This window comes from Marinobacter sediminicola, assembly GCF_031157525.1.
GTDB lineage: Bacteria > Pseudomonadota > Gammaproteobacteria > Pseudomonadales > Oleiphilaceae > Marinobacter > Marinobacter sediminicola.
In genome coordinates this window covers 413,626-437,963 of the sequence record NZ_JAVIXR010000002.1, presented here as the reverse complement: position 1 = coordinate 437,963, position 24,338 = coordinate 413,626, and the positions used below count along the sequence as shown (strand labels likewise).

At 55.0% G+C, this 24,338-nt stretch carries 22 protein-coding genes; 12 read left to right on the top strand and 10 right to left on the bottom strand.

Annotated features, from left to right (window positions below; all coding sequences use genetic code 11):
- Positions 1-60: 60 nt before the first annotated feature.
- A complete protein-coding gene (locus tag RG807_RS04720) occupies positions 61-339 on the top strand; it encodes a polyhydroxyalkanoic acid system family protein (RefSeq protein WP_298449351.1) in 279 nt (92 codons plus the stop codon).
- Positions 340-343: 4 nt separating this feature from the next.
- Here the strand turns inward: RG807_RS04720 and RG807_RS04715 are convergent, their stop codons facing one another.
- Positions 344-1,093, bottom strand: coding sequence for a DUF8198 family protein (locus RG807_RS04715; RefSeq protein ID WP_309043842.1), 750 nt, complete (start codon positions 1,091-1,093; stop codon positions 344-346).
- 110 nt (positions 1,094-1,203) lie between these two features.
- Complete coding sequence (locus RG807_RS04710; protein ID WP_309043841.1) at positions 1,204-2,127, bottom strand: alpha/beta hydrolase; 924 nt, start codon at positions 2,125-2,127, stop codon at positions 1,204-1,206.
- A gap of 331 nt (positions 2,128-2,458) precedes the next feature.
- Between RG807_RS04710 and RG807_RS04705 the strand changes: the two genes are divergently transcribed.
- The 6 genes from RG807_RS04705 (at position 2,459) to RG807_RS04680 (ending at position 9,857) form a co-directional block, all read left to right on the top strand.
- Entirely contained in the window at positions 2,459-3,874 is a 1,416-nt protein-coding gene (locus RG807_RS04705; protein ID WP_309043840.1) for a WS/DGAT domain-containing protein, read from the top strand.
- A gap of 69 nt (positions 3,875-3,943) precedes the next feature.
- On the top strand, positions 3,944-5,464 hold the full coding sequence (exaC, locus tag RG807_RS04700) for an acetaldehyde dehydrogenase ExaC (protein WP_309043839.1): 1,521 nt from the start codon (positions 3,944-3,946) through the stop codon (positions 5,462-5,464).
- Between the two features lie 174 nt (positions 5,465-5,638).
- Entirely contained in the window at positions 5,639-7,420 is a 1,782-nt protein-coding gene (locus RG807_RS04695) for a CotH kinase family protein (protein WP_309043838.1), read from the top strand.
- Positions 7,417-8,175 (top strand): polyphosphate polymerase domain-containing protein, encoded by a 759-nt coding sequence (locus RG807_RS04690; RefSeq protein WP_309043837.1) that lies wholly within the window; start codon positions 7,417-7,419, stop codon positions 8,173-8,175. Before RG807_RS04695 ends, RG807_RS04690 begins: the two co-directional genes overlap by 4 nt.
- Entirely contained in the window at positions 8,159-8,743 is a 585-nt protein-coding gene (locus tag RG807_RS04685; RefSeq protein WP_309043836.1) for a DUF4956 domain-containing protein, read from the top strand. The genes RG807_RS04690 and RG807_RS04685 overlap by 17 nt, the downstream gene beginning before the upstream one ends.
- Entirely contained in the window at positions 8,733-9,857 is a 1,125-nt protein-coding gene (locus RG807_RS04680) for an OprO/OprP family phosphate-selective porin (protein ID WP_309043835.1), read from the top strand. The genes RG807_RS04685 and RG807_RS04680 overlap by 11 nt, the downstream gene beginning before the upstream one ends.
- Here RG807_RS04680 and RG807_RS04675 read toward each other — a convergent pair.
- From RG807_RS04675 to RG807_RS04665, 3 genes are read right to left on the bottom strand one after another with little or no spacing between them, the layout of a single operon-like run.
- Positions 9,854-11,212 carry a sensor histidine kinase gene (locus RG807_RS04675; RefSeq protein ID WP_309043834.1) on the bottom strand — a complete coding sequence of 453 codons (1,359 nt, stop codon included), beginning with the start codon at positions 11,210-11,212 and terminating at the stop codon, positions 9,854-9,856. The two genes, RG807_RS04680 and RG807_RS04675, sit on opposite strands and share 4 nt — an antisense overlap.
- A complete protein-coding gene (locus RG807_RS04670) occupies positions 11,209-11,856 on the bottom strand; it encodes a LuxR C-terminal-related transcriptional regulator (RefSeq protein ID WP_309043833.1) in 648 nt (215 codons plus the stop codon). Before RG807_RS04670 ends, RG807_RS04675 begins: the two co-directional genes overlap by 4 nt.
- Complete coding sequence (locus tag RG807_RS04665) at positions 11,856-13,346, bottom strand: response regulator (RefSeq protein WP_309043832.1); 1,491 nt, start codon at positions 13,344-13,346, stop codon at positions 11,856-11,858. Before RG807_RS04665 ends, RG807_RS04670 begins: the two co-directional genes overlap by 1 nt.
- Positions 13,347-13,575: 229 nt before the next feature.
- Here RG807_RS04665 and RG807_RS04660 point away from each other — a divergent pair, with 229 nt between their 5' ends.
- The 3 genes from RG807_RS04660 (at position 13,576) to msrB (ending at position 16,124) form a co-directional block, all read left to right on the top strand.
- Positions 13,576-14,955, top strand: coding sequence for a class II fumarate hydratase (locus RG807_RS04660; protein ID WP_309043831.1), 1,380 nt, complete (start codon positions 13,576-13,578; stop codon positions 14,953-14,955).
- Positions 14,956-15,036: 81 nt separating this feature from the next.
- Positions 15,037-15,687 carry a peptide-methionine (S)-S-oxide reductase MsrA gene (gene msrA / locus RG807_RS04655; RefSeq protein WP_309043830.1) on the top strand — a complete coding sequence of 217 codons (651 nt, stop codon included), beginning with the start codon at positions 15,037-15,039 and terminating at the stop codon, positions 15,685-15,687.
- 11 nt (positions 15,688-15,698) lie between these two features.
- A complete protein-coding gene (gene msrB / locus RG807_RS04650) occupies positions 15,699-16,124 on the top strand; it encodes a peptide-methionine (R)-S-oxide reductase MsrB (RefSeq protein WP_309043829.1) in 426 nt (141 codons plus the stop codon).
- Between the two features lie 35 nt (positions 16,125-16,159).
- Here the strand turns inward: msrB and sorU are convergent, their stop codons facing one another.
- The 3 genes from sorU to RG807_RS04635 form a co-directional block, all read right to left on the bottom strand.
- The gene (sorU, locus tag RG807_RS04645; RefSeq protein ID WP_309043828.1) at positions 16,160-16,480 is read right to left on the bottom strand and encodes a SorU family sulfite dehydrogenase c-type cytochrome subunit; all 321 of its coding nucleotides are present in this window, start codon (positions 16,478-16,480) and stop codon (positions 16,160-16,162) included.
- Between the two features lie 66 nt (positions 16,481-16,546).
- Positions 16,547-17,773 carry a SorT family sulfite dehydrogenase catalytic subunit gene (gene sorT, locus RG807_RS04640; protein ID WP_309043827.1) on the bottom strand — a complete coding sequence of 409 codons (1,227 nt, stop codon included), beginning with the start codon at positions 17,771-17,773 and terminating at the stop codon, positions 16,547-16,549.
- A gap of 107 nt (positions 17,774-17,880) precedes the next feature.
- The gene (locus tag RG807_RS04635) at positions 17,881-18,864 is read right to left on the bottom strand and encodes a calcium/sodium antiporter (RefSeq protein WP_309043826.1); all 984 of its coding nucleotides are present in this window, start codon (positions 18,862-18,864) and stop codon (positions 17,881-17,883) included.
- 438 nt (positions 18,865-19,302) lie between these two features.
- Between RG807_RS04635 and mqo the strand changes: the two genes are divergently transcribed.
- Positions 19,303-20,787, top strand: a complete 1,485-nt coding sequence (gene mqo / locus RG807_RS04630) for a malate dehydrogenase (quinone) (RefSeq protein ID WP_309043825.1) — start codon at positions 19,303-19,305, stop codon at positions 20,785-20,787.
- 129 nt (positions 20,788-20,916) lie between these two features.
- Positions 20,917-22,905 (top strand): hypothetical protein, encoded by a 1,989-nt coding sequence (locus RG807_RS04625; RefSeq protein WP_309043909.1) that lies wholly within the window; start codon positions 20,917-20,919, stop codon positions 22,903-22,905.
- A 13-nt stretch (positions 22,906-22,918) separates the two neighbouring features.
- Here RG807_RS04625 and RG807_RS04620 read toward each other — a convergent pair whose 3' ends face one another.
- Both RG807_RS04620 and RG807_RS04615 read right to left on the bottom strand, forming a co-directional pair.
- Positions 22,919-23,806 (bottom strand): chemotaxis protein, encoded by an 888-nt coding sequence (locus RG807_RS04620; protein WP_309043824.1) that lies wholly within the window; start codon positions 23,804-23,806, stop codon positions 22,919-22,921.
- Between the two features lie 145 nt (positions 23,807-23,951).
- On the bottom strand, positions 23,952-24,329 hold the full coding sequence (locus tag RG807_RS04615; protein ID WP_309043823.1) for a RidA family protein: 378 nt from the start codon (positions 24,327-24,329) through the stop codon (positions 23,952-23,954).
- Between the last annotated feature and the right edge of the window lie 9 nt (positions 24,330-24,338).

The window sequence follows — 24,338 nt, the reverse complement described above, 5'->3', positions numbered from 1 at the left end:
TACACGTTTAATACCGCCTTACACTGTAAAACCGTTCAATTTTGAAGAGAAAACTGATTCATGTCTGTAATTGATGTACATCGCGCTCACACTCTTGATAAAGAACATGCTCGTGAAGCTGCAGAAGCGCTTGCCAAGGATCTATCCAGCAAGTTCGAACTTGATTACCAGTGGGAAGGTGATCAGCTCAAGTTCAAGCGTTCGGGCGTTAAAGGGCATCTGAACATTACCAATGACGACCTCAACGTGCGTTTGGAGCTGGGCATGTTGCTGCGACCATTCAAATCAAGGATTGAGCAGGAGATTCACAGCCAGCTGGATCAAATTCTGAAGGCCTGATGCTTCAAAGGTCACCCGGGAGTGTAAAGGGTTCGGGGTGGCCGTTGAGAATGTTGTCCATCACCCGCTGCTCACGGGTTACCAGCCGCTCAATCAGCAAGTCCACCTTGTCCATTTTGCGAAATGCAGAGTAACCCCGATGCAGGAAATTGTGCAGATCACTCAGATCGGCCATCTCCGCGGGCGCCCGGCTCATTGAAAGTAACCAGCCTAAGGTTCGGTTGCGCACATAACGATCCAGCTGCTGCCCGACGTCGGCGACTAACATAACCTGTCTTCTGCGCTGCTCCAGCTTTTGGCTGGCGCGGTAAACGTCGCAGTATTGCTCAGCGGTGATCGTGTGTGCAGGTATCTGGCGTTCATCAAGCAGCTCAGCCAGCTCAAGATCCAGCTGCTGGGTAATCAGATTCAGTTCGACCAGCCCGGCAAGTACTTCAAGTTGCTGGTCTGGCAGCCACTTAACCATCTTCGGGAATACCCGATCAATGTTGTCGTCCCGGCGGGTCATGCCGGTGGGTGCGTAAAGGTCGGTGAGCAGAAATTCCAGGCCGTCGTGATAGCCAGGGTGCTGGTACAAGTCCTGATGAGTTGCCTTCAGGCGCTCTGCCTGCCAGTCGGCGACAACGAAGGTGTTATCGAACAGCCGATGGCCTGCCTTATGGTGGCGAAAGTCGTGATATTCCAGCAAAAGCTGTTGCAGGCGGCGGGCGCTTTCTGAGCGCGCGTCTGTGCCAACAAGGCGCTCACGATACATGGTGCCAACTCCGGTGGATCTGCGTAAAGACGATTAGTTTACCGGAGGGGATGCCCAAGTGCAGCAAGCCCGACCGGTTGCCGGGCGCCAGTTCATGGGGTTGTCTGGTGTTAGCCTTGGGCGGCTGAAGGCAGAGACTCAAAGCCCGGTAGCCATTCCTTGCTGTCGAGAGTGACGAAGTGGCTGGGTGCCTCGGTTTCAATGATGCGCATGGTGGTTGGGCTACTCCGCGCGCTGGCAAGCATGGCCTGCCGATCCAGAATGCGATCCACTCCTGGTATCAGGAAGGTTCCGTGGCGTACATGCTTGTACACATCGGTGTCGGTGCGCTGCATCCAGTCAAATATGTTCTCTATGTTGCGCACAATGGTCAGGTGGTCGCGGGTTGAGTAAAACAGCTTGCTTAGCAGCTGCTTTTTGCGCGGATTCATTTTTCCGAAGAAGGTTTGGCCGTAAGCAGATGAAGGCGCACTGTTAATCAGGCGGATCAGCCAAGGCCACATGCCGTGGCTGACGGGCTCGAGCAGGGTGGTTACCAGAGGGTGAATTTTGCCCTGCGGCAGCGCTGGAGCTTCAAGAACGACTTCAACGTCTTCGTATAGCTCGGGGCGTTGTTTTATTGCCTCAAGCGTGACTGCTCCTCCCCGGGAATGGCCGTGAATACGTACATTTCGGGTGCTGGGCAGGTTCGAAAGTGCCTGGTTCAAGATGCAGGCATCATATTCAATGGTGCCTTCCAGGTGCTTGATCGGCACTTCCCATTCCGGGGTTTCCGGTGTTACGCCGTTTACCGGAATGTGGTAGTTACTGCAGGTAAGCAGAATCAATTCTGTAGTTGGTGCGTCGTAGGTCTGGGTGAAATAGCAATGATTTTCCAGAAAGCCATGCACGCCGATAACGGTGTGCTCTGCTTCGCCACTGTGATTGCGAACAGAAACCGCCCCTTCGCCAACGCGGTATACGCGCCCTGAGAACATCTCTGAATAGGCGCTGTCGATTGGCCTTATGAGCTTGCGAATGTGGCTTGCTTTCATACTGCATCTCCTCCCAGCACGGCGGTTGCCTGTTTTTAGAGCTTGGTCATTGGACCTAGGTTGCGCTGGTAACCTTGTTGTACATGGGTTTGCTTTGATCTTTATTGGCACTGTTACCGCAGTTTTTGCATGCTTTCGGCCAATAGACAGTTGAAACCTAATATTAATAACTATTACATCAAGCCTTATAACCAGTATAGGGTGAAGGTATGTATCTGTGTAATATTTTGTAATCTTGAGCGGCGTGCAGCTTTGTGGAGCCAGTAGTGCATGTCTGGCACAATGCCTGACTCTGTGTTTTTCACTTCACCACTTCCGGGGATGTTCGGGTTTGAGTCACGAGCAAACGCATCTCATGCTGCCTGCGGATTCCGCCTGGCTGGCCTTGGAGTCCCCCAAAAACCCCATGACCATCACCGTCATGTTTCGGGTCGAAGGCCTGACTGCGCCCAGGCTCCGGGAGTTTTTGCAGGTTTACTGGATGGCGTGGGAGCGTTTCAGGTACATGCCGGTCAAGCGTACACCAGCCTGGTACTGGGTGCCCGACCCGGTGTTTGACCTTCAACACCATCTGGATGTGGTACTTGATCGCTTCACGGAATCGGATCTTCAGGAGTGGGTTTCCGAGCGTCTTAATCAGCCTCTTCCTGCCTATCGCCCCATCTGGAAATTCTGGTTGGTACCGAATGCCGAAGGTGGCGCTGCATTACTTCTTCGAATACACCACTGCTACGCCGATGGGGTTTCGCTCACGGGCATTTTCGACCACCTGTGTTCGGCCTCGCCACAGCAATACCCTGCAATATACGGAGCCCGGCACACGGAAGGTTTTTCCCCCTGGGTATCGGCCGCCAAAAGCCGGCTTGAACAGTTAGTTGGCGGGGGCAGGGCGCCCGAGGCGGACATGGAAAACCAGAGCCCTGAGCTTGGCAGCAATGAGGCCGGCTACGGGGACTTATTGGAGAAACTGGCGCACAACGGGCTGAAACTGATTAACGAACTGAGTGATTTTCTGGCGGAGCCGGAGGATACACCATCGGATCTGAAACGCCCGCTGCTGGGTCAGCGCCATTGCCGGTGGTCCGAGCCGGTACCCTTCGACCAGTTCCGGTCAATCGCCAAGGCGACGAACGTCACCATTAACGATGTTCTGCTTAGTTGCGTAGCAGCTGCGGTTCGCCCCCGTCTTGGGCTTTTGGGGCCGGCGCTGGAAGACGCCATATTGCACGTAGCTGTTCCCGTGGATATTCGTAATCGCCTGCCGGACGATTTACAGCCAGAGCAGGGTGCCCTTGGCAATTATTTCGGCACGGTGTTTGTGCCTCTGCCCATTGATGGCGAGAGTGCACTGGAGCGGCTTTATCGCATCAAACAGGAAACCCGCCGCCTTAAAAAGAGTTGGCAGCCCGGCATAGCCTGGGGATTGTCTTCCTGCGCCCCTCTTATACCAGACGTATTGCGACAGCCACTGTCAGATATGTTCTATCGCAAGGCCAGCGCTGTGGTATCCAATGTTCCCGGCACCCCCGAGGCGCGCTACATTGCCGGTTGCCGCATTAAAGAACAGATGTTCTGGGTGCCCCAGGCCGGGGATATCGGGCTGGGAGTCAGCATTGTCAGCTATGCCGGGCAGGTTCAGTTCGGGGTAGTTGCAGATGAAGCGGTGTTGTCAGACCCCCAGGGGTTTCTTGACGACTGTGTGCAGGAGCTGTCGGAATTCCCCGGAGGTTCACCTATTGTTGTTTGAGGTCTACAGTGAATGAGTAAACGCGCATGACCGCGTTGTCATTCACAACCACAACAAAAGGTGACGACCATGATTTATGCACAACCAGGAAAAGACGGTTCCGTCGTTTCATTCAAATCCCGTTACGGAAACTACATTGGTGGTGAGTGGGTTGCTCCGGTTAAAGGGGAGTATTTTGAAAACATAACCCCCGTGACTGGCGCGACTATCTGCGAAATTCCCCGCTCTACCGCTGAAGATATTGATCTGGCTCTCGATGCGGCGCACAAGGCTGCACCGGCCTGGGGCAAAACGTCTCCGGCTGAGCGCTCCAATATCATGCTCAAGATAGCCGATCGCATTGAAGCCAACCTGGAGACCTTGGCGGTTGCAGAAACCTGGGATAACGGCAAGGCCATTCGCGAAACCCTGAATGCTGATATCCCTCTGGCCGCAGATCACTTCCGCTATTTTGCTGGCTGCATCCGTGCCCAGGAAGGGCAAATGAGCCAGATTGACCAACATACAGTGGCCTATCATTTTAACGAGCCCCTCGGGGTGGTTGGTCAGATCATTCCCTGGAACTTCCCGATACTGATGGCCGCCTGGAAGCTTGGGCCTTGCCTTGCTGCCGGCAACTGCACCGTACTTAAACCGGCAGAACAGACACCGGCCAGTATTTTGGTACTGATGGAAATCATTGGGGACCTGCTACCGCCTGGTGTGATCAATATTGTGAATGGTTACGGCATTGAAGCAGGTGAGGCGTTGGCCACCAGCAAGCGCATCGCCAAAATCGCGTTCACAGGCTCTACACCGGTGGGCTCGCACATTCTCAAGTGCGCAGCTGAGAATATCATTCCGTCAACGGTGGAGCTGGGTGGCAAGTCCCCCAACCTCTATTTCTCGGATGTTATGCAAGCCGAGCCCGAGTTCATCGATAAATGCGTGGAAGGCCTGGTGCTGGGCTTCTTCAACCAGGGCGAAGTATGCACCTGCCCATCCCGGGCCTTGGTGCAGGAGGATATGTTCGACGAATTTATGCAGAAGGTGGTTGAGCGCACCAAGGCCATCAAACGGGGCAACCCGCTGGATACCGATGTGCAGGTAGGTGCACAAGCCAGCAAGGAGCAGTACGACAAGATCATGTCCTACCTGGATATAGGTAAGCAGGAGGGCGCGACGGTGCTCACCGGGGGCTTCAAGGAAGAAATGGAAGGCGAATTCAAAGACGGCTTCTACATTCAGCCCACCCTGTTCAAGGGTGACAACGACATGCGGGTATTCCAGGAAGAAATCTTCGGCCCGGTTGTGGGTGTAACCACATTTAAAACCGAAGAAGAAGCCGTGGCGATAGCCAATGATACCGAATTCGGGCTGGGGGCTGGTGTGTGGACCCGCGACACCAATCGCGCCTTCCGTGTGGGGCGTAACATTCAGGCTGGTCGGGTCTGGATGAACTGCTACCACGCCTACCCGGCACACGCTGCCTTTGGCGGTTACAAGAAATCCGGGGTTGGCCGTGAAACCCACAAAATGGCGCTGGAGCACTATCAGCAGACCAAGTGTATGCTGACCAGTTACGACATCAATCCGCTTGGCTTTTTCTGAGCCAGCAATAGCAAACAGGCCCATACACAGGTGTGGGCCTCGGTTGCGCTGACCATCCTGCCCTGAAACGCCCCACGTAAGACATTCTTACAGACACCTGCACTCCCGCCGGGGAATACTTCTCCTAACCGGCCCTGATACCGGATTGATTACAAACATCTGAGGGAGAAGCAGATGAAAACAAGAACGAGTATGCGCGGCAATGGCTGTAAACCGACCCGGCACCTGGTGGTGGCCATGTTCGCGTTGTTTTTTGCCGGATGCGGGGGTGACACAGAGGTGTCCAGCCCATCCGGTTTCGAGGCACCGAGAGAGCCAGTAAACCTGGGCGGCGATGGGGATCTTTACGCGCCGAACCGGTTGCTGGAAGTGAATATATCCATGGCCACCAGCGAGTTTGAACAGCTCCGTGCGGAAGGCCGCACACTGGCCAGTACAGCACGGGAATGCCTGAGCGATTACGAATACACCGAGTTTTCAGCCAGCGTCACCATCGATGGTGTTGCTATGAAGGATGTGGTGGTTCGCAAGAAAGGCTATATAGGCTCGCTGAGCCCAAGCATTCCCTCCCTCAAGCTGGATTTCAATGATCTTTGGGATGGCAGGACGTATCAGAACAGCTCCCGGATGACCCTTAACAACAATCGCCAGGATCCATCCAATGCCCGGCAATGCCTGGCTTATGAGCAGTTTAACCAGGCTGGCATTGCTGCCCCTCGGTGTAATTACGCCCGGGTTCGGGTAAATGGCGAGGATCTGGGCATCTTCACCAACGTAGAGCCCATCAAAAAGCCATTTCTTGCGCGCGCCTTTGGCAACGATGAAGGTAATCAGTATGAAGCACAGACGTCGGATTTTGGTACCTGGCTGAGCCAGAGGTTCGAGAAGAAGACCAACAAGACAGAAAACGACCGCAGTGATTTGCAATCGGTTACCGATGCGCTGGCGCTACCAGACGACCAACTGATGAATGTGCTGCCGCAACTGGTGGACGTGGATGAGTTTATCCGTTTCTGGGCAGTGGAAACCCTCATCGGCGCCTGGGACTCTGCTACAGGCAATGCCAATAACTTTCATATCTATCGATCCCCGGCTGACGGTCGCTTCCATTTCATTCCCTGGGGTGCAGATACCGCCTTTCGTGGAGAGCACCCGCTGAAACCGGGCACCGGGGTGCTGTACAGAAACTTTTCTCTGGCCGACCGCCTGTTTAATCTTCCGCAATACCGGGCTCAATACGAAGCTGAATTGGAGGATTTGCTTGCCAGCCAATGGAACGAGAGTCAATTGCTGCAGGATCTGGAGCAGATCCGGGCCCTGACGGGTTCCTCTGAGGCCAGTGTGGCCAGCCTCAAAGCATTTATAGCGGGCAAGGGCGAGCCTGCCGATGACAGTTATCGCATGCCACGCAGAGTTGCACTGGAGCAGGCGCTGGCGGAAGACCCACCTTCTGGCACGGTATACCGGCTTGCGGATACCCGGCCCGATTGCAGTGCGCCGGGTACCACACCTTTAACCGGCAGAGTGGCTGCGTTGAATGGCACGGACACTGGAGCTTTCCAGTTCAATCTGCCGAGTGGGCAACCTGTAACGGCCAGCCTGACCTTTGCGTCCTTCGGTGTGGATAGTCTGGTTTACTCCGTGGACACTGAGTCCTCACCGGAAGTTATTAGCTTGTTGCTTATTGGTGTGGATGCAAGCAACGCCTATAAGCCCTACGTTCTGCAACTGTTTATCGAAGCATCAGACTATGTGCCAGGCACCCATGAATTTCATGGTTTTGCCACCAACGCCTTGCTGTTCGAAGTGGATGAGAGTCTGCCTGGCGATGTGCGCACCTTGGCTCTTGGGGCAAAGGGCAAGGTCACTTTCATCAAGGTTGGCACAGGTGCCAGCGCAGGCGATGTTGAGTTGACGCTGGATGCGACACTTGAGTATGGGCCTGATGTGCAATGAATATGGCTGTTCTCAATCCTCTGGCAGGCTTTTGTGGCCACGGCCTGGCCGACCAGATGCGGGTTGCGTTGATGGACCGGGTCGATGCCAAGTTTGTGGTGCGGCCTGGGGCTCTGGAGCAGTGCCTGCAGGGCCTACCAGGTGCCTACACGATCCTGGATATGGATGGATGCCGGCGCTTTGGCTACGACACCCTGTATTTTGATAGCCCGGACCGGCACCTGTTTCTGGACCACCATAATGGCAAGCTCAATCGGCTCAAGGTTCGGCTAAGGCACTATCGCCATAGCAAGATCATGTTTCTGGAAGTGAAAAAGAAAACCAATCGCCAGCGCACGGTAAAAACACGGGTGCCGGTTACGTTTGAATCCTTCGTGGATGGCTCGGCCACAAGGTTTCTGAAAGAGCAATCAGGCCTGCCGGTTGCAGGGATGCAGCCGGCTCTTTTTGTGTCCTATCAGCGCATTACCCTTATTAGCACCCAGAACCCTGAGCGGATCACGATAGACACTCAGCTTGCCTTCCACTCCCCCGACCGAACCCTGTCTGTTGACCTGCCTGGCGTGGCCATTGTGGAAGTAAAGCATGATCGTCACTCAGGGTGCTCCCCCATGCTGCAAAGCCTGACCAGGCAGGGCTGCCGCCCGGTGGCATTCAGCAAATACTGCGTGGGCAGCAGCCTGCTCTATGGGTCTCAATTGAAAACCAATCGCTTCAAGCCGTTGCTAAGGAGTCTTTATGGAATCTGCAGTTGATCTCCATTTTGTGATCCGGCTGATCATCAACACGGGTTCAGTATTTGTTCTGATTCGGTGCTATTACGCCTTTTCTCGTCACAGGGAGAACGCGGCCTCTTTCATTCTGTTTGGGGTGGGTGTTTTCCTTGTTACCTCGCTACTGCACTCGGTTACGGTGACCATGGGCTTTGCGTTCGGTCTGTTCGCAGTGTTTTCAATGCTGCGCTATCGAACGGAAGCGCTGGGCATCAAGGAAATGACCTATCTCTTTCTGGTGATTGCCATGGCGCTGCTGGCAGCCGTAGGCAGTATGCAGCACTACGAACTGGCGGGGCTGAACCTGCTGATTATTCTTTTGGCACGGCTGCTTGAAACCCGGGTGTTACTGCCCAGGCACGGCGAGAAGGAGGTTGAGTACGAAAAAATTGAGAATGTGCACGCCAGACAGCAGGCAGTGTTGATTGCAGATTTGCGCGAGCGCACCGGGCTGGATGTGTTTCGGGTGGATGTGGTGTCCATCAGCTATCTGCGGGATACCGCTATGCTCCGGATGCATTTTCGTCTGGAAGGGCGCAATGCTTGCTGACCTCCGCCGGACCTGGCTGATAGCAGGGTTGACGTTGGTTGTTTTGCTTCCGCCACCAACGTTGAGGGCTGACCCGCTGGAACTGGATCTTGGTGGGTATATCGCCGCCGGAGTTGACCGGTTTGGGCCTTTTTATAATGAGGAGGGTGACCCTGACACCACCAGGGGCATCGTGCGAAATGCCAAACTGGAACTCGAGATGGAGTGGGGGAGCAATTGGGCAGCAGAAATAGACGGAAGCTATAAGGCTCGGGGTGATCGCGAGGAAACCGAGCTGGGTGATGCCTATGTGCAATACCAGGGCGCAAATGGGTTTGAGGCAACGCTGGGCCGCTTCAAAGAGCCGTTCGGGCTTGAGCGTCTTACTGGTTATACCAACATCAGCACCAGTGAGCGCTCGATGGTGACATCGGCTTTTGCGCCAGGCCGTTCGCAAGGCCTGGCGATTGGGCAATTGAATAAAGCCAACACCTGGGTCTTCGGCGTGTTCACCAAAGAGCCGGAAGGGGAGCAGACCCATTCAGTGACGGGCCGCTACACCGTTGCTCCCGTTCAGAATAATCGGCGCACATTGCATTTCGGCATCGCCGCATCCTGGCGCGATTTGAATGGCGCTCGGTTTCAGGTCAAGGATAGAGGCGAGGTGTTCAGTGCTGACAATATCCTGCGCAGTCCGCGCTTTGATGCCCGGCACACTGCCGTGGGAGGGCTGGAAGCAGCCTGGTCGTCAGGGCGGTTAACTGTGGTGAGTGAGGCGATGGCGCAGCAGGTTGAACGTGAGAACGGAGAGCGCTGGCGGTTTAGCGGTGCTTACCTGCAAGCAGGTTTTTTCCTCACCAATGACCACCGCCGATACAAATACGGTGAGTTCAAGGGCCCCGATTCGCCGGGGCCGGCGGGGGCCGTTGAATTGGTGGCTCGCTATAGTGCGGTCGACTTGCAGGACCGGGATTTAGGCGCGCGAGCGGCGATTGCGCTGGTCGGGGCAAACTATTACCTGGGTAACCAGTTTCAGCTTCGGCTGAACTGGCTGGTACCAAAGGTGGAGGGCACTATCCTCGCACCAGACCCGACAGGCAATGCGTTCACGCTGAGAGTGCTTTTCCGGTATTAGTGTGGTGACTGAGGCAGAGTAAGGATAACTTCTGTCCACTCACCCGGCTCGCTGCAAATTTCCATCTGGCCGTTATGATGGCGCATGATGGTCTGACAGATACTTAGCCCGAGGCCAAGATTGTCCGGTGTCCTGTTGGTGGAGTAGAAGGGGTCTGTCAGCCGTTTGATGTCTTCGGGTGCTATGCCATGGCCATTGTCCCGTATGCCTATAGTCAGGTTCTCACCCTTTGACGTAGCCGTTATGTCGATGCGCCGCGACGCCCGCCCCTTTTCCAGTGCGGATGCCGAATTCAGCAACAGGTTTACAAAAACCTGGGTCAGCGCCGACGGATAACAGGCTATGGGCATATTTTCCGGAATGCCAAGACGCACATCCGTGCCCCTGAGTTGGTGTTTGCATAAGCGCAGAGCCGTTTCAAAGAGAGCGCCCAAACCGGCTGTCTCTATACTGTGATCCGGCTCAGGCCGCGAGAAATCGATCAAATCAGACACTATGTCAGCGATGCGTTTCTGGTGCAGCGCTGCGTCGTCCAGTGCTTCTGACAAGTCGCTGTCCCGGTTGATGGCACTGGCGTAGTCCACGGCCTGGCTGGCGCAGTTCAACGGGTTCATGATTTCATGCAGAAGGCCTTTTGCCATATGGCTCAGGGCCTGATGCTTTTGTTCCTGGGCCAGCCTGCCTTCGGTTATCTCCAGCGCATGCAAGGTCCGAGATAGTGTGCGGTTGCGATCTTTGAGCAGGAATTGCAGGGCTAAAAGATTGCGCAAGAACATGCGAAAAAAGTGAGCCGATACCGGGGCAATGAGTAGGCACATCAACACCAGCCAGTTGGTGAGTATTGCTGTTAGCGCGCAGCCAAACTCACTGGCCGGCACAGCCAGTGCGGTAGCCGCCGTCAACAGGCCCAGGTTAGCCGCCAGTATGATGATGGTATGGACCATGGACAGGGTGATGATCCCTACGGAGCTTATGAAGAGAAGCAGGCCTACGATAGGGGGCAGCGAAGCACCGGTTACGATGTAACCCAGATAGCTGAATAGTGCCATGTGGAAAAACACCAGATAGACAATCAGAGGCGAGGTTCGCCTTAGCCGTGTAAAACGGTGGACGGCTATCAGCCCCGCAAGCACTGCGGTGTAAAACAGGTGGGTACCGTTAATGCCCGGCGCTGTGGGCGATAGGGCAAGCCCAGACAGGAATATGAGAGTCCCGATGAAGGTGATGCCCAGAGACACATCCGCAAAAAGTGGCAGCACCCGGAACCTGGACTGGCTGCGATAGAAGCGCTCGTAACGTCGCTGTTGGTGTGCTGGCAACTGTCGAACCTGATCCATGCCGGAGAGCAGTGTCATGCCGCGGCTCCATTGTGGTGGCGTTTCATGAACAGGATCAGTTCTGGCAGGCGCTCGAACCCGAGCTTGACGAAAATTCTGTCCTTGTAGGAGTGCACCGTCTTGCAGGACACCCCTAACTGTTCGGCGATATCCTTGATGGGAATCCGGCTGGCTATCAACCGGGCGACCTCTCGTTCACGGCCTGACAACGCATTGTAGGCATTCAACATTCCTTGCGATGGCGCGTCCGGCTTTTGCCAAGCCCCCACGTACACTTGCCCGTTGCGGATGTAGAACAGGGTTTTAACCAGATCCTGAATGGGCTGATGTTTCGATACAACCGCCTTGATGCCAGCTTCGAGATAAATCGCCAGCCGGTTGGCGCTGACCGGGGTATCTGAAATCAGCAACACCGCAAGGGCGGGGTGTTCGCTCAGTGCATGTTCCGCAATGGTCAGGCCATCGTTGTCTGGCAAATTCTCTTCAATAATCAAGACGCCAGGGCGGGCAGATTCCAGGCTTTTCAAGGTGTCGATTCCGGTTTCGGATTCACCCACCAGATCAATTTCGTTGTGCAACAGGAGCTGGAATAGCAGGCTGTCCCGAAACAGCCGCTGGCCGATGGTTACGTAGAGTCTTAGCTTGCGGTTACCCTGCGACATCAGGCCACCGTTGCTTTAGCCAGCGGCAAGGAAAGCACAAGCTCGTAGGATTGGGCAGCGCCGTTGATTTGTAGCTCACCGCCCAGCTGGTGCGTGGTTACGAAAAGCAGGAGAAGCGCCACCTGTTGCTCCAGTAATGGTCGGGATAGCCTGGTCAGTGGTGCTAGCAGGTGTGCATAGAGCTTCAGCGGAGCTGTGCTGGCCAGTACCAGTTGATTGTCCGAGGGCTGGCTCAGTTGCAGAGTGCGCCAGTCCTGCCCGGAAGCAGCTAAAAGCGTTGTGAGCGTCTGGCAGAGCACCGACAGTGTTGACGTTGCGTTGTGGTGTTCATCTTTGGCCAGCCCGGCGCTTTGCAGTGCCGCGAGAACAGACGTTTCATCAAGCTTCGTGCTGGCAGAGGCTGTTACTTGCAATCGTGTTAGTTGCTGCTGTACCTGTTCACCAAATTGCTGAACCAGGTCCTTCTCAAGGCTGGTTTCCAGGCTAGCTCTCAGGTGTGATGAGTTGGCCGCCAGGCAAGGGATGGCATCCACCGCCTGTAAAAAAAGCGACATGGCCGGTGCGCCAGCGGCGGAATTTACAGGGGCTGAAAGATTTTCCAGAAGCCGTGCACGGCGCTGTCTGCGTAGCTCCGAAAATTGGCGTTCCAGTTGAGAGAGCGTGTTTTCCCTCGCCGACGCCAAGGTCAGGTGTCGCGATACGGCCTCTTGAAAAAGGGGTAGCAATTCCGTCGCGCGCCAGGGTTTTTTCTGGTAGCGGAAAATCTCCCCCTCGTTCACAGCATCAAGCGCCACGTGTACTTCGCCGTAGGCCGAGGTGAGGATGCGGATCGTTGCCGGGTGTGATTGTTTGAGTTCATCAATGAGTTCCTTGCCCTGCATGCCCGGCATTCGCTGGTCTGTCATTACGACAGCCACTGTTCCGCTTTGTGAGCGGATGGTTTCCAGGGCCTGCTCGGCACTGTCGGCGCACAGCACGCGAAAATCGTTCTGCATGCGCTCCAACTGGCGGGCAAGGTACTTTGTGGCCGTCGATTCATCATCCACGATCAGGACGATCGGTGCTTCAGCAGCAGGCACTGAAACCACGCCCTGCAAACTGGGTTTACTGGCCAGCGCAGAGGTCAGAACGTGGGAACGTATGAGGTCCGGGTCCACCGGCTGTTCAAAGCAGCGATCTACCAGCCGCTGTTCCAGCAAAGAAACCAGCATATCCAGCGGAACAGTGTCGCTGATCAGGATTTTCAACAGGTCGGGGTGTGTATCTCGCGCATGCACCAGCAGCGGGGGGCTGGCTTGGATCGGCGACTGGCTTGCTAAAACGAACAATGCGTTTGGTGGCGTTGGGCAGTGTTCCAGGGCCGAGATAGCGGCTTGATCCGTTGGAAATGCATCAATGCGCAGGTCGTTGCCGAGCTCGTCTTCAAACGTTCTGCGCGCATTTTCGCAGTCGTAACGAAGGAAAATGTGTGGTTCTTCCGTAATGGCCATCGTGGGTACTGTCCTGAGATCTCACCTGACAAGAAGATTAGCAATCTCAGCAGGCTTTGCTGTAGGAAATTCCTACAAACGTGCCGGGAGTCCGCTGGTCGTCGGGGTTATGTGACCGCATCGGCGTTTTTATCGTGAGAAAATATGCCGAGCTTTAGTTGATACACTGACCCGGTCGTGCCATACAGATGCATAACCTGATGCGTAAACGGATGGATAGGAGGGAGTGATGAGCGAGTACAGAACAGAAACCGACAGCTTGGGCGATGTCCACGTGCCGGCTGACGCTCTTTGGGGCGCCCAGACTCAGCGTGCCGTTGATAACTTCCCGGTTAGTGGCCAGCCCATGCCACCGGCTTTTATTGCGGCGGTCGCCCGCGTTAAACAGGCCGCCGCAGAAGCCAATGCCAGCCTGGGGCTTCTCGACAATAGCCCTTGCGATGCGATTACCGACGCATGCCAAGCGCTCATTCGTGGAGAATTTGCCGACCAGTTCCCGATTGACCGTTACCAAACTGGCTCGGGTACCAGTACCAATATGAATGTGAATGAGGTGATTGCGGCTATCGCCGGCAGAAATGGCGTGGAGGTGCACCCTAACGATCATGTGAACATGAGCCAGAGCTCTAATGATGTGATCCCGACGGCTATTCACGTGAGTTCAGTGATAGGCATTCGTGAGCGGCTCATTCCCGCACTCACGCACATGTGCGGCGTTATCTACGAACGGGAAGCCCAGTTCTGTGAACAGGTGAAAACAGGCCGTACCCACCTTATGGATGCCATGCCGATTACACTCGGGCAGGAGTTGCGCACGTGGCGCGAGCAGCTACTGGCGGTGGAAAAGCGCCTGGATGGCGCAGCAAATGAACTGCTTGCGGTACCTCAGGGTGGCACTGCCGTAGGTACCGGCGTGAATGCCTTGTCGGAGTTTTCGGGGCAGTTTGTGAAATTCCTCAAGGCCAACACCGGATACTCGTTCCGCTCTATGGAACACAAGTTTGTAGGTATAAGCGCAGTGGATGGTCCGGTTGCGCTGTCCGCCCAATTGCGCGGGCTGGGCATTGTGCTCACCAAGATTGCCAATGATTTACGCTGGATGAATAGCGGCCCGATTCATGGGTTGGCGGAAATCAGCCTTCCAGCCCTGCAGCCGGGTAGCAGTATTATGCCAGGCAAGGTAAACCCGGTGGTGCCCGAATCAGTAGCCATGGTTGGCGCGCAGGTGATCGGGCTCGACAGCGCCAATGCGATTGCAGGGCAGTCTGGCAACTTTCAGCTCAACGTTATGCTGCCACTTGTGGGAGCCAACTTGCTGGATATGATCCGCTTGCTCACAAATGCAATGAACATGCTGGCGGACAAAAGCATCCGGGGCTTTACTGCTAACGCCGGCACGCTCGACGCCAGCGTTGGCCGCAACCCGGTGCTGGTAACAGCACTGAATCCGGAGATTGGTTATAGCCTGGCGTCGGAGATTGCCAAAGAAGCGTACAAAACGGGCCGCCCGGTTATTGATGTAGCCGAGGAGAGAAGTGGTCTTGATCGAAAGCACCTGGAAGAGCTTATGGACCCACTTAAACTGACGCGCGGCGGAGGCGATGATTGATGGTAAAATCATTGATAAACTGATCCATTTGCGTCCACAATCGGTACACTAAAGACATGTACACTCCTAGCAGAGGTCCTTATGACATCATCTTGCAGCATTCCAGGCCTGACGGTACCCCGTAGCCGTTTTCCTGAGCCGGAGCAGGATCTGCCAGCTGGAGACAGTGAGCAACGAGTGGTTCTTGCCGGTGGCTGCTTCTGGTGTGTGGAAGCTGTGGTTCTGGCACTGGATGGCGTTACGCGGGTTGAGTCCGGCTATGCTGGCGGATCGGCAGGTACAGCTAACTACGACGCCGTGTGCTCTGGCACCACTGGGCATGCAGAAGTTGTGAGCGTGCATTACGACCCCGGCCGGATCAGCTTCGGAGAGATACTCAGAGTGTTTTTCTCGGTGGCTCATGATCCAACCCAGCTGAATCGACAGGGTAACGACCGAGGTACGCAATACCGCTCTGCAGTTTTTTATGAAACACCGGAGCAAAGGCGAGTAGTGGAAGCCTACATTCGCCAGCTTGATGAAGCCGGGGTGTATCCTGATCCTGTTGTAACAACCCTGGAGCCACTGGAGGCATTTTATCCGGCTGAGGCACATCATCAGAATTTTGCGGCGAGGAATCCGTACCAGCCTTACATCATGGCTGTAGCCGCACCTAAACTGGAAAAGCTGGTTGATGGTTTCAGTGATCGACTAAAACCGGAGTACACCGATTCCAACGACAACCTGGCTTGAGGAGATAGGTAATGAGCAGTTCTGCTGCAGGTTATGACCTGACACCTCTCACAGAGGCACAGATTCAAGAGAAAGCCGCGAGCCTGACACCGGAAGAGCGTCAAGTATTGCTGGATCATGGAACAGAACACCCGTTTTGTGGCACCTTGCTGGATAACAAATTGGTGGGGGTTTATCACTGCCGGCTGTGTGATCTTCCGCTGTTCAGTTCAAACGCGAAGTTTGATTCCGGAACCGGCTGGCCCAGCTTTTTTCAGCCATTCGATAAGGAACACATCCGCTACATTGAGGATACAAGTCTGGGAATGTCTCGCACGGAAGTGCGCTGCCCCCGTTGCGACAGCCACCTTGGGCACGTATTCCCGGATGGTCCACCTCCAACCGGGCAACGCTATTGCCTGAACTCCATTGCCATGGTGTTCCAAGAAAACGCCTGAGTACTAAGAGGCAGGGGTAATCCCTGCCTCGGATTCTATTTTCCCCCGCCTGTTACGGTGGATACATAGTGTGCCACCGCTTTTATCTGTTCTGTCGATAATGACTCATTGAAGGCTGGCATAACGCCAACACCACTGGTAACCGCATTGATAACCTGCTCCCGCGACGGTTTCAGGTCGTCCAGATCTGGCCCGATAGCACCTGCTGAACCCGCGTCTGCCAAGGTGTGGCAAATAGTGCAGGACGGCTGCGCCACCTGAGTAAATATCTCCTTTCCTCTTTTAGTCTCGTCGGCGTACGCCAACGATGCAAAGCCCATAAATGCCAGGGCCAATAATACGGCAGGTTCTCTCATATATTGAATCCCGTAGAAACCGGGCTACCGTTTATCCCGGGCAGCCCGTATGCAATTAGCTGCGAACTAACTGAGAGTGACGGTAACCCCGTGGTCGCTCCAACCATTGTGGCCATAGCCACGTTCGTTTTCGGTACGGCCCTCAGGTTGTGTGTTGCCATCTACATCACTAGCCTTGCTGACAACACGGTGTTTGCCGGCTGGCAGATCAGCTGCAATTACGAAGGGGCGCCAGGCATAGGGGCCAAGATCTGGGCCCAGGAAGCGTGCTTGCTTCCAGGTTTTGCCACCATCTACGGACACATCCACTTTTTTCAATGACACGGTGCCGCCAAAAGCTACACCATAGATCATGGTCCGCCCGCTGCGCCCATCTTCCAGAGGTGAAGTTACCCAGGATTTGACGTTCATCTCCCACATGGAAGGCTGATCGGCTGCGCCTTTTACACCTACATCCCGAATGCGGTAGCCAGAGGCTTGAATCTTGGCATCGGTTTGGTTTTCGCTAAGGGCGACATTTTTCACATACTTGACGTTATTCACACCGTAGTAGCCCGGTACCACCATTCGCAGTGGGCCGCCGTGGGTGTGGGTCAGCGGTTCGTCGTTCATTTCCCATGCTAAAAGCGCACTGTTCATTGCTTTGGTGGGCACCGAACGCTCAACAATGATGGTTTTAGGATCCAGGCCGTCCGGCAGGGATTCCCCGCCGCTGCTGGTGATGTATTTTGCGCCATCTGCAGGGCCGCCCAAAGCTTCTACCACATCCTTCAGAGGCACTCCCGTCCACATTACGCAACCTGCAGCACCGACAGACCATTGAGTGCCGCTGGCACCGTGAGGGAAGAAGGCGCGGCCGTTACCGGAACATTGAAGCACTGACGCGACAGTGGTAACACCCATTTTTTTCAGCTCACCCACCGTTAAGGTGCGAGGGTTTTTGACACCCTCTATGTGCACCTCCCAGGCATCCGGGTCGTCAGTGATTGAGGCAGGAGGGGCGGGAAGGTTGTTGCGAACAAACAGGCGGTCGCTAGGTGTAATCACTCCATTACCAATAGCACCACGCTCGGTCTCCATAGTGTTGGCGCTATGTACTATCAGTGCATTGCGCTCTTTCCAGGCTGCGTAATCTGGCAGTGATTTCGGTTCGTCTGCCTTGGCGAGGGGGGAGAAACCAAGCAGGCTTACGGCGGCCATGGCGCCGGCGCTCCCGAGTAGAAGCGTTCTGCGGGTTGGGTTTTCAAGACCTGATTTGGTGAGGGGAGGTTGTAGAGCTGCTTCCTGTTTCATGGTCCGTCTCCGATTAGGGATTGTTGTTGGACGGTGGGGACTGCTCTTGTGAGGGGGTATCACCTATAAGTTATAGGTGATGGCTAATAAATGAGCAAATGTTGCAGTCAGCTTGTACTGGCAGCAACCACTGTAGAGAGCAGGTAGCCGGTATAGGCAACGTAAACCAGCAGAAGAATGGAACCATCGAAGCGGCTGATAAGCTTACGCCAGCCTGTCATACCGAAGCCCATAAGCAGCAAGCCAACCGTTAGGGCCAACATCAGAGTCCAATCCCGATAAAGCACTTCGGGGGCTACTGACAGCGGCTGAATGACCGCAGCCAACCCGACAACGGCAAGCGTATTGAAGATGCCAGAGCCTAGAATGTTTCCCAAAATCAGATCGTGTTCGTTCTTTCGCACGGCGGCCAGGGCCGAGGCCAATTCCGGCAAAGATGTGCCAATTGCTACGATGGTCAGGCCGATCACCAGATCGCTGACCCCGAGACTTTGAGCAATAGTAACAGCGCCCCAAACCAGCAGGCGCGAACTGACAACAAGAAGGATGAGGCCAACGATTAACCAGATGATGGCTGATTTCATCGCCATCAGATCATCGGTCAGTTGAGCGTCGGTTTCGCCAGCCAGAGTGTCGCCTTTGCCTCGTAAGCCCTGAAAGATCGACCAGCCCATTACTACCGCAAATACACCCAACAGCACCCAGCCATCAAGCCGCGAGAGTTCGCCGTCCAGTAATTGCGCACCGGCAATCAGGGTGAGAATCACCAGCAAGGGAAGTTCTTTGCGGATAACCTGGGAGTGCACAGCAATAGGTGCGATGACGGCCGTAAGGCCAACAATCAATGCAATATTGGTGATGTTGGAGCCATAACCATTACCCAGAGCGAGTCCTGGGTTGCCATCAGCCGCAGCCATGGCGGATACGGCCAGCTCGGGTGCCGAGGTGCCAAACCCTATGATTACCATACCAATAAGCAGCGCGGGCATGCCCAGATGCTTAGCAACTGCTGCAGCCCCTTCAACAAACTTGTCTGCACTCCAGACCAGTAACACAAGGCCGGCGATAATAGCGCCAATAGCCATAACCATAGATAAGCCCCAGTCATGTTGCATCTGAAAAAAGCAGGCACTTGAGCCCTCCATGGAACAGGAGACACAAGCACCAGAACGGTGTGCAAGATACCGCATATAGGCAGTTGAGGTCAGCCCCTTTCTGTTGGAATAGCGTGATCACAGGTGCACAGCGGCATGCTGCGAGCTGCATCAGGATTATTACCTATGATTCAGCGCAAGCCACCGTTCGTATGCAGGGCAAACAACCGTTAAACTAACGTGCAGTTTACGCACAGGTCCGGGTTCCTTAATAATCGCAATTTATATTTTTGCGAAAACCCGGATAATTACGCGCTCATTCAAAACGGACGCACAAGGCAGCGCCATATACCTCGCGACTTGCCTGCGCCTGTTAGATCCCTTCTTTGATCTTGAAGGGGTGAAAAGCTCAATACTAGCTAGGATGAAAAGCCAATGGCCGCTAAACAGGCAGACGTAGTGCTGGTCGGGGGTGGCGTCATGAGCGCCACTCTCGGCGTAATGCTCAGGCAGCTGGATCCGTCCCTGAAAATTATCATGCTGGAGCGTTTAGACCACGTTGCCCATGAAAGCACAGACGGGTGGAACAACGCAGGAACCGGGCACGCAGGATACTGCGAGCTGAACTACACGCCCGAGACCGAAGATGGCGATGTAACGATCGAACGTGCGCTTCAGATCAACGCGCAATACGAGGTTTCCCTTCAGCTTTGGTCGCATCTCGTAGAGCAGGGCCTGTTGCCCGAGCCCTCAAAGTTCATAAACCGCACGCCGCACCAGAGTTTCGTTTGGGGCGAAAAAGATGTCTCTTTCCTTAAGCGCCGTTATGAGCTTCTGAGCGGTCACCACCTGTTCCGCGAAATGGAATACACAGAGTCCCCGCGCGAGCTGGAAAACTGGATGCCCCTGGTTGTTGAAGGCAGAGACCCAATGCAGCGGGTTGCCGCAACGCGTATCCGTCATGGCTCAGATGTGGATTTTGGCTCGCTTACCCGCAGCATGGTTGAGTACCTGCAAAGCCAGCCTAACTTCGAGCTGATGCTTGGTTGTCCTGTGCATTACATAGACCAGCGCGACAATGGCCGTTGGAAAGTTCGAGTTAAAAACCAGCACACCGGTGAGCTGACCAAACTGGAAACCGGGTTTGTATTCCTGGGTGCCGGCGGTGGCGCACTGCCGCTGCTGCAGAAATCCGGAATTGCCGAAGCTCGAGGCTATGGTGGTTTCCCGGTTAGTGGCCAGTGGTTGGTATGCCGCAAGCCTGATGTTGTAAAACAGCACCATGCCAAGGTGTACGGTAAGGCACCCATTGGTGCGCCGCCCATGTCGGTACCGCATCTGGATACTCGTATTATCAATGGCGAACCAGCGCTGCTGTTTGGCCCGTTTGCCGGCTTTACTACCCGTTTCCTCAAACAGGGCTCTATCTTCGATCTGTTTGGCTCGGTGCGCACCAGCAACCTCAAACCCATGTTGTCGGTGAGTAAGAGCAACATGGATCTGACCCGTTATTTGATTGGTGAGGTGTTTCAGTCTCACAGCGATCGGGTAGAAGCGCTCCGTAACTTCTTCCCCGAAGCTGAGGAAGAAAACTGGGAGTTGCGCAATGCTGGACAGCGCGTGCAGATAATCAAGCAGGCGGAAGGCGGCGGCGGAAAACTGGAGTTCGGGACTGAAATCGTGGCCTCGAAAGACGGTACCCTGGCGGCCCTTCTTGGAGCATCTCCGGGTGCGTCTACAGCCGCAAACGCAATGATCAGCGTTATTGAGCGCTGCTTCCCGAAGAGCATTCAGACGCCTGAATGGCAGGAGCGTATGAAGGTGATGGTGCCTTCCTACGGTCAGTCGTTGGTGAATGATGGGGCGTTGCTGGCGAAGGTGCGAGAAAGAACACTCTCTACCTTGAAGCTGAACGGATAATCGCTGAAACATCCGGACGATCGGGATATCTATGTATAATCGGGCGATGCACTAATATCTAAGAGGTTTGGTGCAAGCCTCGAGGAACATCGTTTGAACGATCACCCATCGAACCATGCAGACCCCGCAATGGATCTGCATGATTTGGCGCACAAGCTGGATGACGCTGTCCGTGCCATGGACAAAAGCGAGGGTTTAGCCAAATTTGGCGAGCTCTCGCTTGTATTCGACCTTGTACGCCAGATACTCGTGCAGCCGGAAGGCTGCGCATTCGTTGAAGCGCGTGCGGAACGTCTGGAAAAAGCCGGTGTATTTACAGGCTCGGACTGGGCAGAGCCCGCCACCTTGCTCCCCTCATTAACCACCCATTCGCTCCAAAGCCCGAACGCAGATACGGTGATAATCGAAGCACTTAGTGAGCTTCGTTTGCTGGCGGTTGTTCGTGGCGCGTATGTGCACCCCTTGGTGTCTGCTGAGCAGGCACACCATTATTTGACGCAAGTTCTGGCAGTCAACCTTGGCCTGCTGTTCGGTATGGCCGGCGAGGCAGAGCGCGAGCAAGGCAAACTGGCACTTATCAGTCAGCACGTTGTGCAGCACGTAGCCGAGCATCTTGGCTACGAGCACGTTATAGACAGTCTGATTGAAGAGATTTGGCGCATTCTGCAGCAGCGCCCGATTCAGGTGGGTGAAGTGCGCAAGATGATCACCCAGATTGCCATTTGCCGGGCTGAGCCGAATGTTGATCTTGGCAGTGCGGGGCGTGGTGCGGACCGGTTGATTTCCAGCTTGTATGGGCCAACACGGGCGTGCAGCGAAGACCCGGGTATTGTGGTGTACCAGCAGCGGCTGGAATCCATGGATGGCCCAACGTTACAGAACGAAGCCACCGGGTTTGCCCGCTCTATGCACGATACCGGCCTGGTATCGCCCTACCATGCCTGCTTTGTGCGCTACATACTGGAGGGGCAGGATTACCTGCTCAGCGAAGCTCTGGGGCTTTCAAGTACCGGCCGCGATTGCCTGATGTGCTATCGGGAGCTGGTGTGCGCCCTTATCACCGAGGGTGTTTTCCCCGAGACAGCGCAGGGCTTGTATGGCCTTGCACTGATGCTGGAACGGGGCATTCTTTACCAGCCACCAGTGGCGCCCGCACTCTGGCGTCAGGCCCGATTGAACCTCTGCCCGCATGCCCGTGAACGCTTGCAGCTTGCCTACGGCTATCAACCCCAGACAGGTGCCTGGTTGATTCAGGGTGTGCTTAATATGCTGGGGCAACCTTTGGGCGTAGGGCAGGGGAATAACCCAACCTGTCAGTCTGCCCGGGCTCTCTCCATGTGGGCCTACAACGACCCTGACTACCTCTTGCAGATGGTTGCCTGGGCGGCCAGAGACAACGAAGTGGTCATGCATTTTGAAGGACAACCGGTTTCTTCAGCACAGAGTCTTGGCGGTGTCGCTTCGGAAGTCACTCTGGACCTGGATCCGGTCTCATTGGTAGTGGTGCCGCATCTTGACCGGATATACGGTGAAATGGGCCGCATGTGCATAGGGCGCGAAGGCGACCCGCACCGCTGGGTGAACCCGGAATTCCATGGCTGGTCTGCCGGGCGAGGGTTTGCCATCAATGTGGATGTGGCGACCGGTAACCTTCACGATCTTGAGGGGTTTATCCGGCACTTTTATGCCAGTTACCACCCCTACTACAACGGCAACCAGCCCCTGATACACCCGCAACCTGTAGGAATTGCAGTAACCGACAGGGCCGCGCGTTTCATCGGCTGGCACGCGATTACGATTCTGAGGGTAGCGCTGGATCCGGAAGGCGAGATGCGGGTGTATTTTTATAACCCCAATAACGACAGTGGCCAGAGCTGGGGGGATGATGTACACGTAAGCACAGAAGGCATGGGGGAGCGGTTTGGTGAGGCTTCTCTGCCCTTCGAACAGTTTACCTCCCGGCTATACATCTTTCACTTTGATCCGCTTGAGCGGGGCGAGCCGGCGGATGTCGGTGAAGAAGAACTGCAGCGGGTGATGGCGCGGGTCTATCGCAGTTGGGGTGAAGGCCGAGTGCCGGTCAATTATCTTCAGGCTGAACCACCTCAAACGGAATAGACCGGCCTTTTTGCTATTGCCGAGGCTGGCAACCCCGGAGCATGGCGTGTAGCAATTCGTCTGCATCAAACTTGGTTAAGGCCTCGTTAGCGCCTACCTGGTTGGCGTAGCTCAGGCTCATTTCACTGTTCAGCGATGTGTGCAGAATGATGAACGGCTGTTTCAGAGTTGCCCTGTCCCGCACGTTAAATGTCAGCTCGTAGCCGTCAAGACCGGGCATCTCGATGTCACTCACCAGAATGTCGATAGGTCGCCCGAGCTCGTTGTCGTTCAGCAGGATTTGCAACGCATCGTCACCGTTGGTGGTTACTTGATAGGAGATGCCCTTGGCGTCCAGCACATCAGACAGCTGCTTGCGAGCAACCCTGGAGTCGTCCACCAATAGAATGTTCAGGGCTTTAAGGGCTTCGCTTTGTACGTCAGTGAGCGCAACATCGCGGGTTTCCAGTGATTCCGGGTATACGTTCGCCAGCAGCAACTCGACATCCAACAGCTGAATGATATCGCCTTCCACATCCAGCAGTCCGGTTATAAATGCCCTGTCGCCCAGTATGGACGGTGGCGATTTTACTTTTTTCCAGTCCGTTTCGATGATTTTCTGCACACCACGCACCAGAAAGCCTGTTTCCTGCCGCTGAACGTCCGTGATAATGATGGTCGCCGTTTTTTGCTCGTCTGCAGTTAACGCCGGATAGCCAATTGCCGCCGCCATATCAATTACCGGTACGGTCGCGCCTCGGAAACTGGTGGCCCCAACAACAGCAGGGTGGCTGTGAGGCATTCGGGTGAGCGGTTTGAAGGGCAGTATTTCGCGGATTTTCAATGTGCCAATCCCGAATAGCCGCGTGCCGGATAGACTGAATAACAGCAACTTCTGGGATTGTTTGGCTTTACTGGACATAACACCCGGATCCTTGAAAATAGCCCTCTCATATAGCTAAAGTGATATCGAGGGCAGATCAAATTCGATACGGGTAACGATAGCAAGCTTACAAGCTGTTATCACCTGAAAAGTCAGGGCTTTGATGGCCCTGAGCGTTCGAGGCTTAAGGTACAACCGCATATGCGAGAATTTCTACAAGCATTTCTTCCCGTGCAAAGCCCGACACAATAATAGCCGCCCGATTTGGGTAGGGCTCAGATACGAAGTCGGCGTACACCCGGTTCACGGTGGCAAGGTGTTCCCTGTCTGTTACGTATATAACAACCTGGGTCAGGTCGGATACACGGCTCCCCGCGCTTTCGAGTGTGTGCTTCAGATTGGCCAGGGTCTGGATAATCTGAGGCTCGATACCGCCATCCACAACCTTTCCTTCTGCATCAATGGGAATCTGTGCCGTAAACAGCATGCCATTGCCCACGGTTGCCCAAGCCAGAGGGGACTTGGAAGCAGGTAAGTCTGTTTTAACGGGATACGGGTTCATCAGTGACTC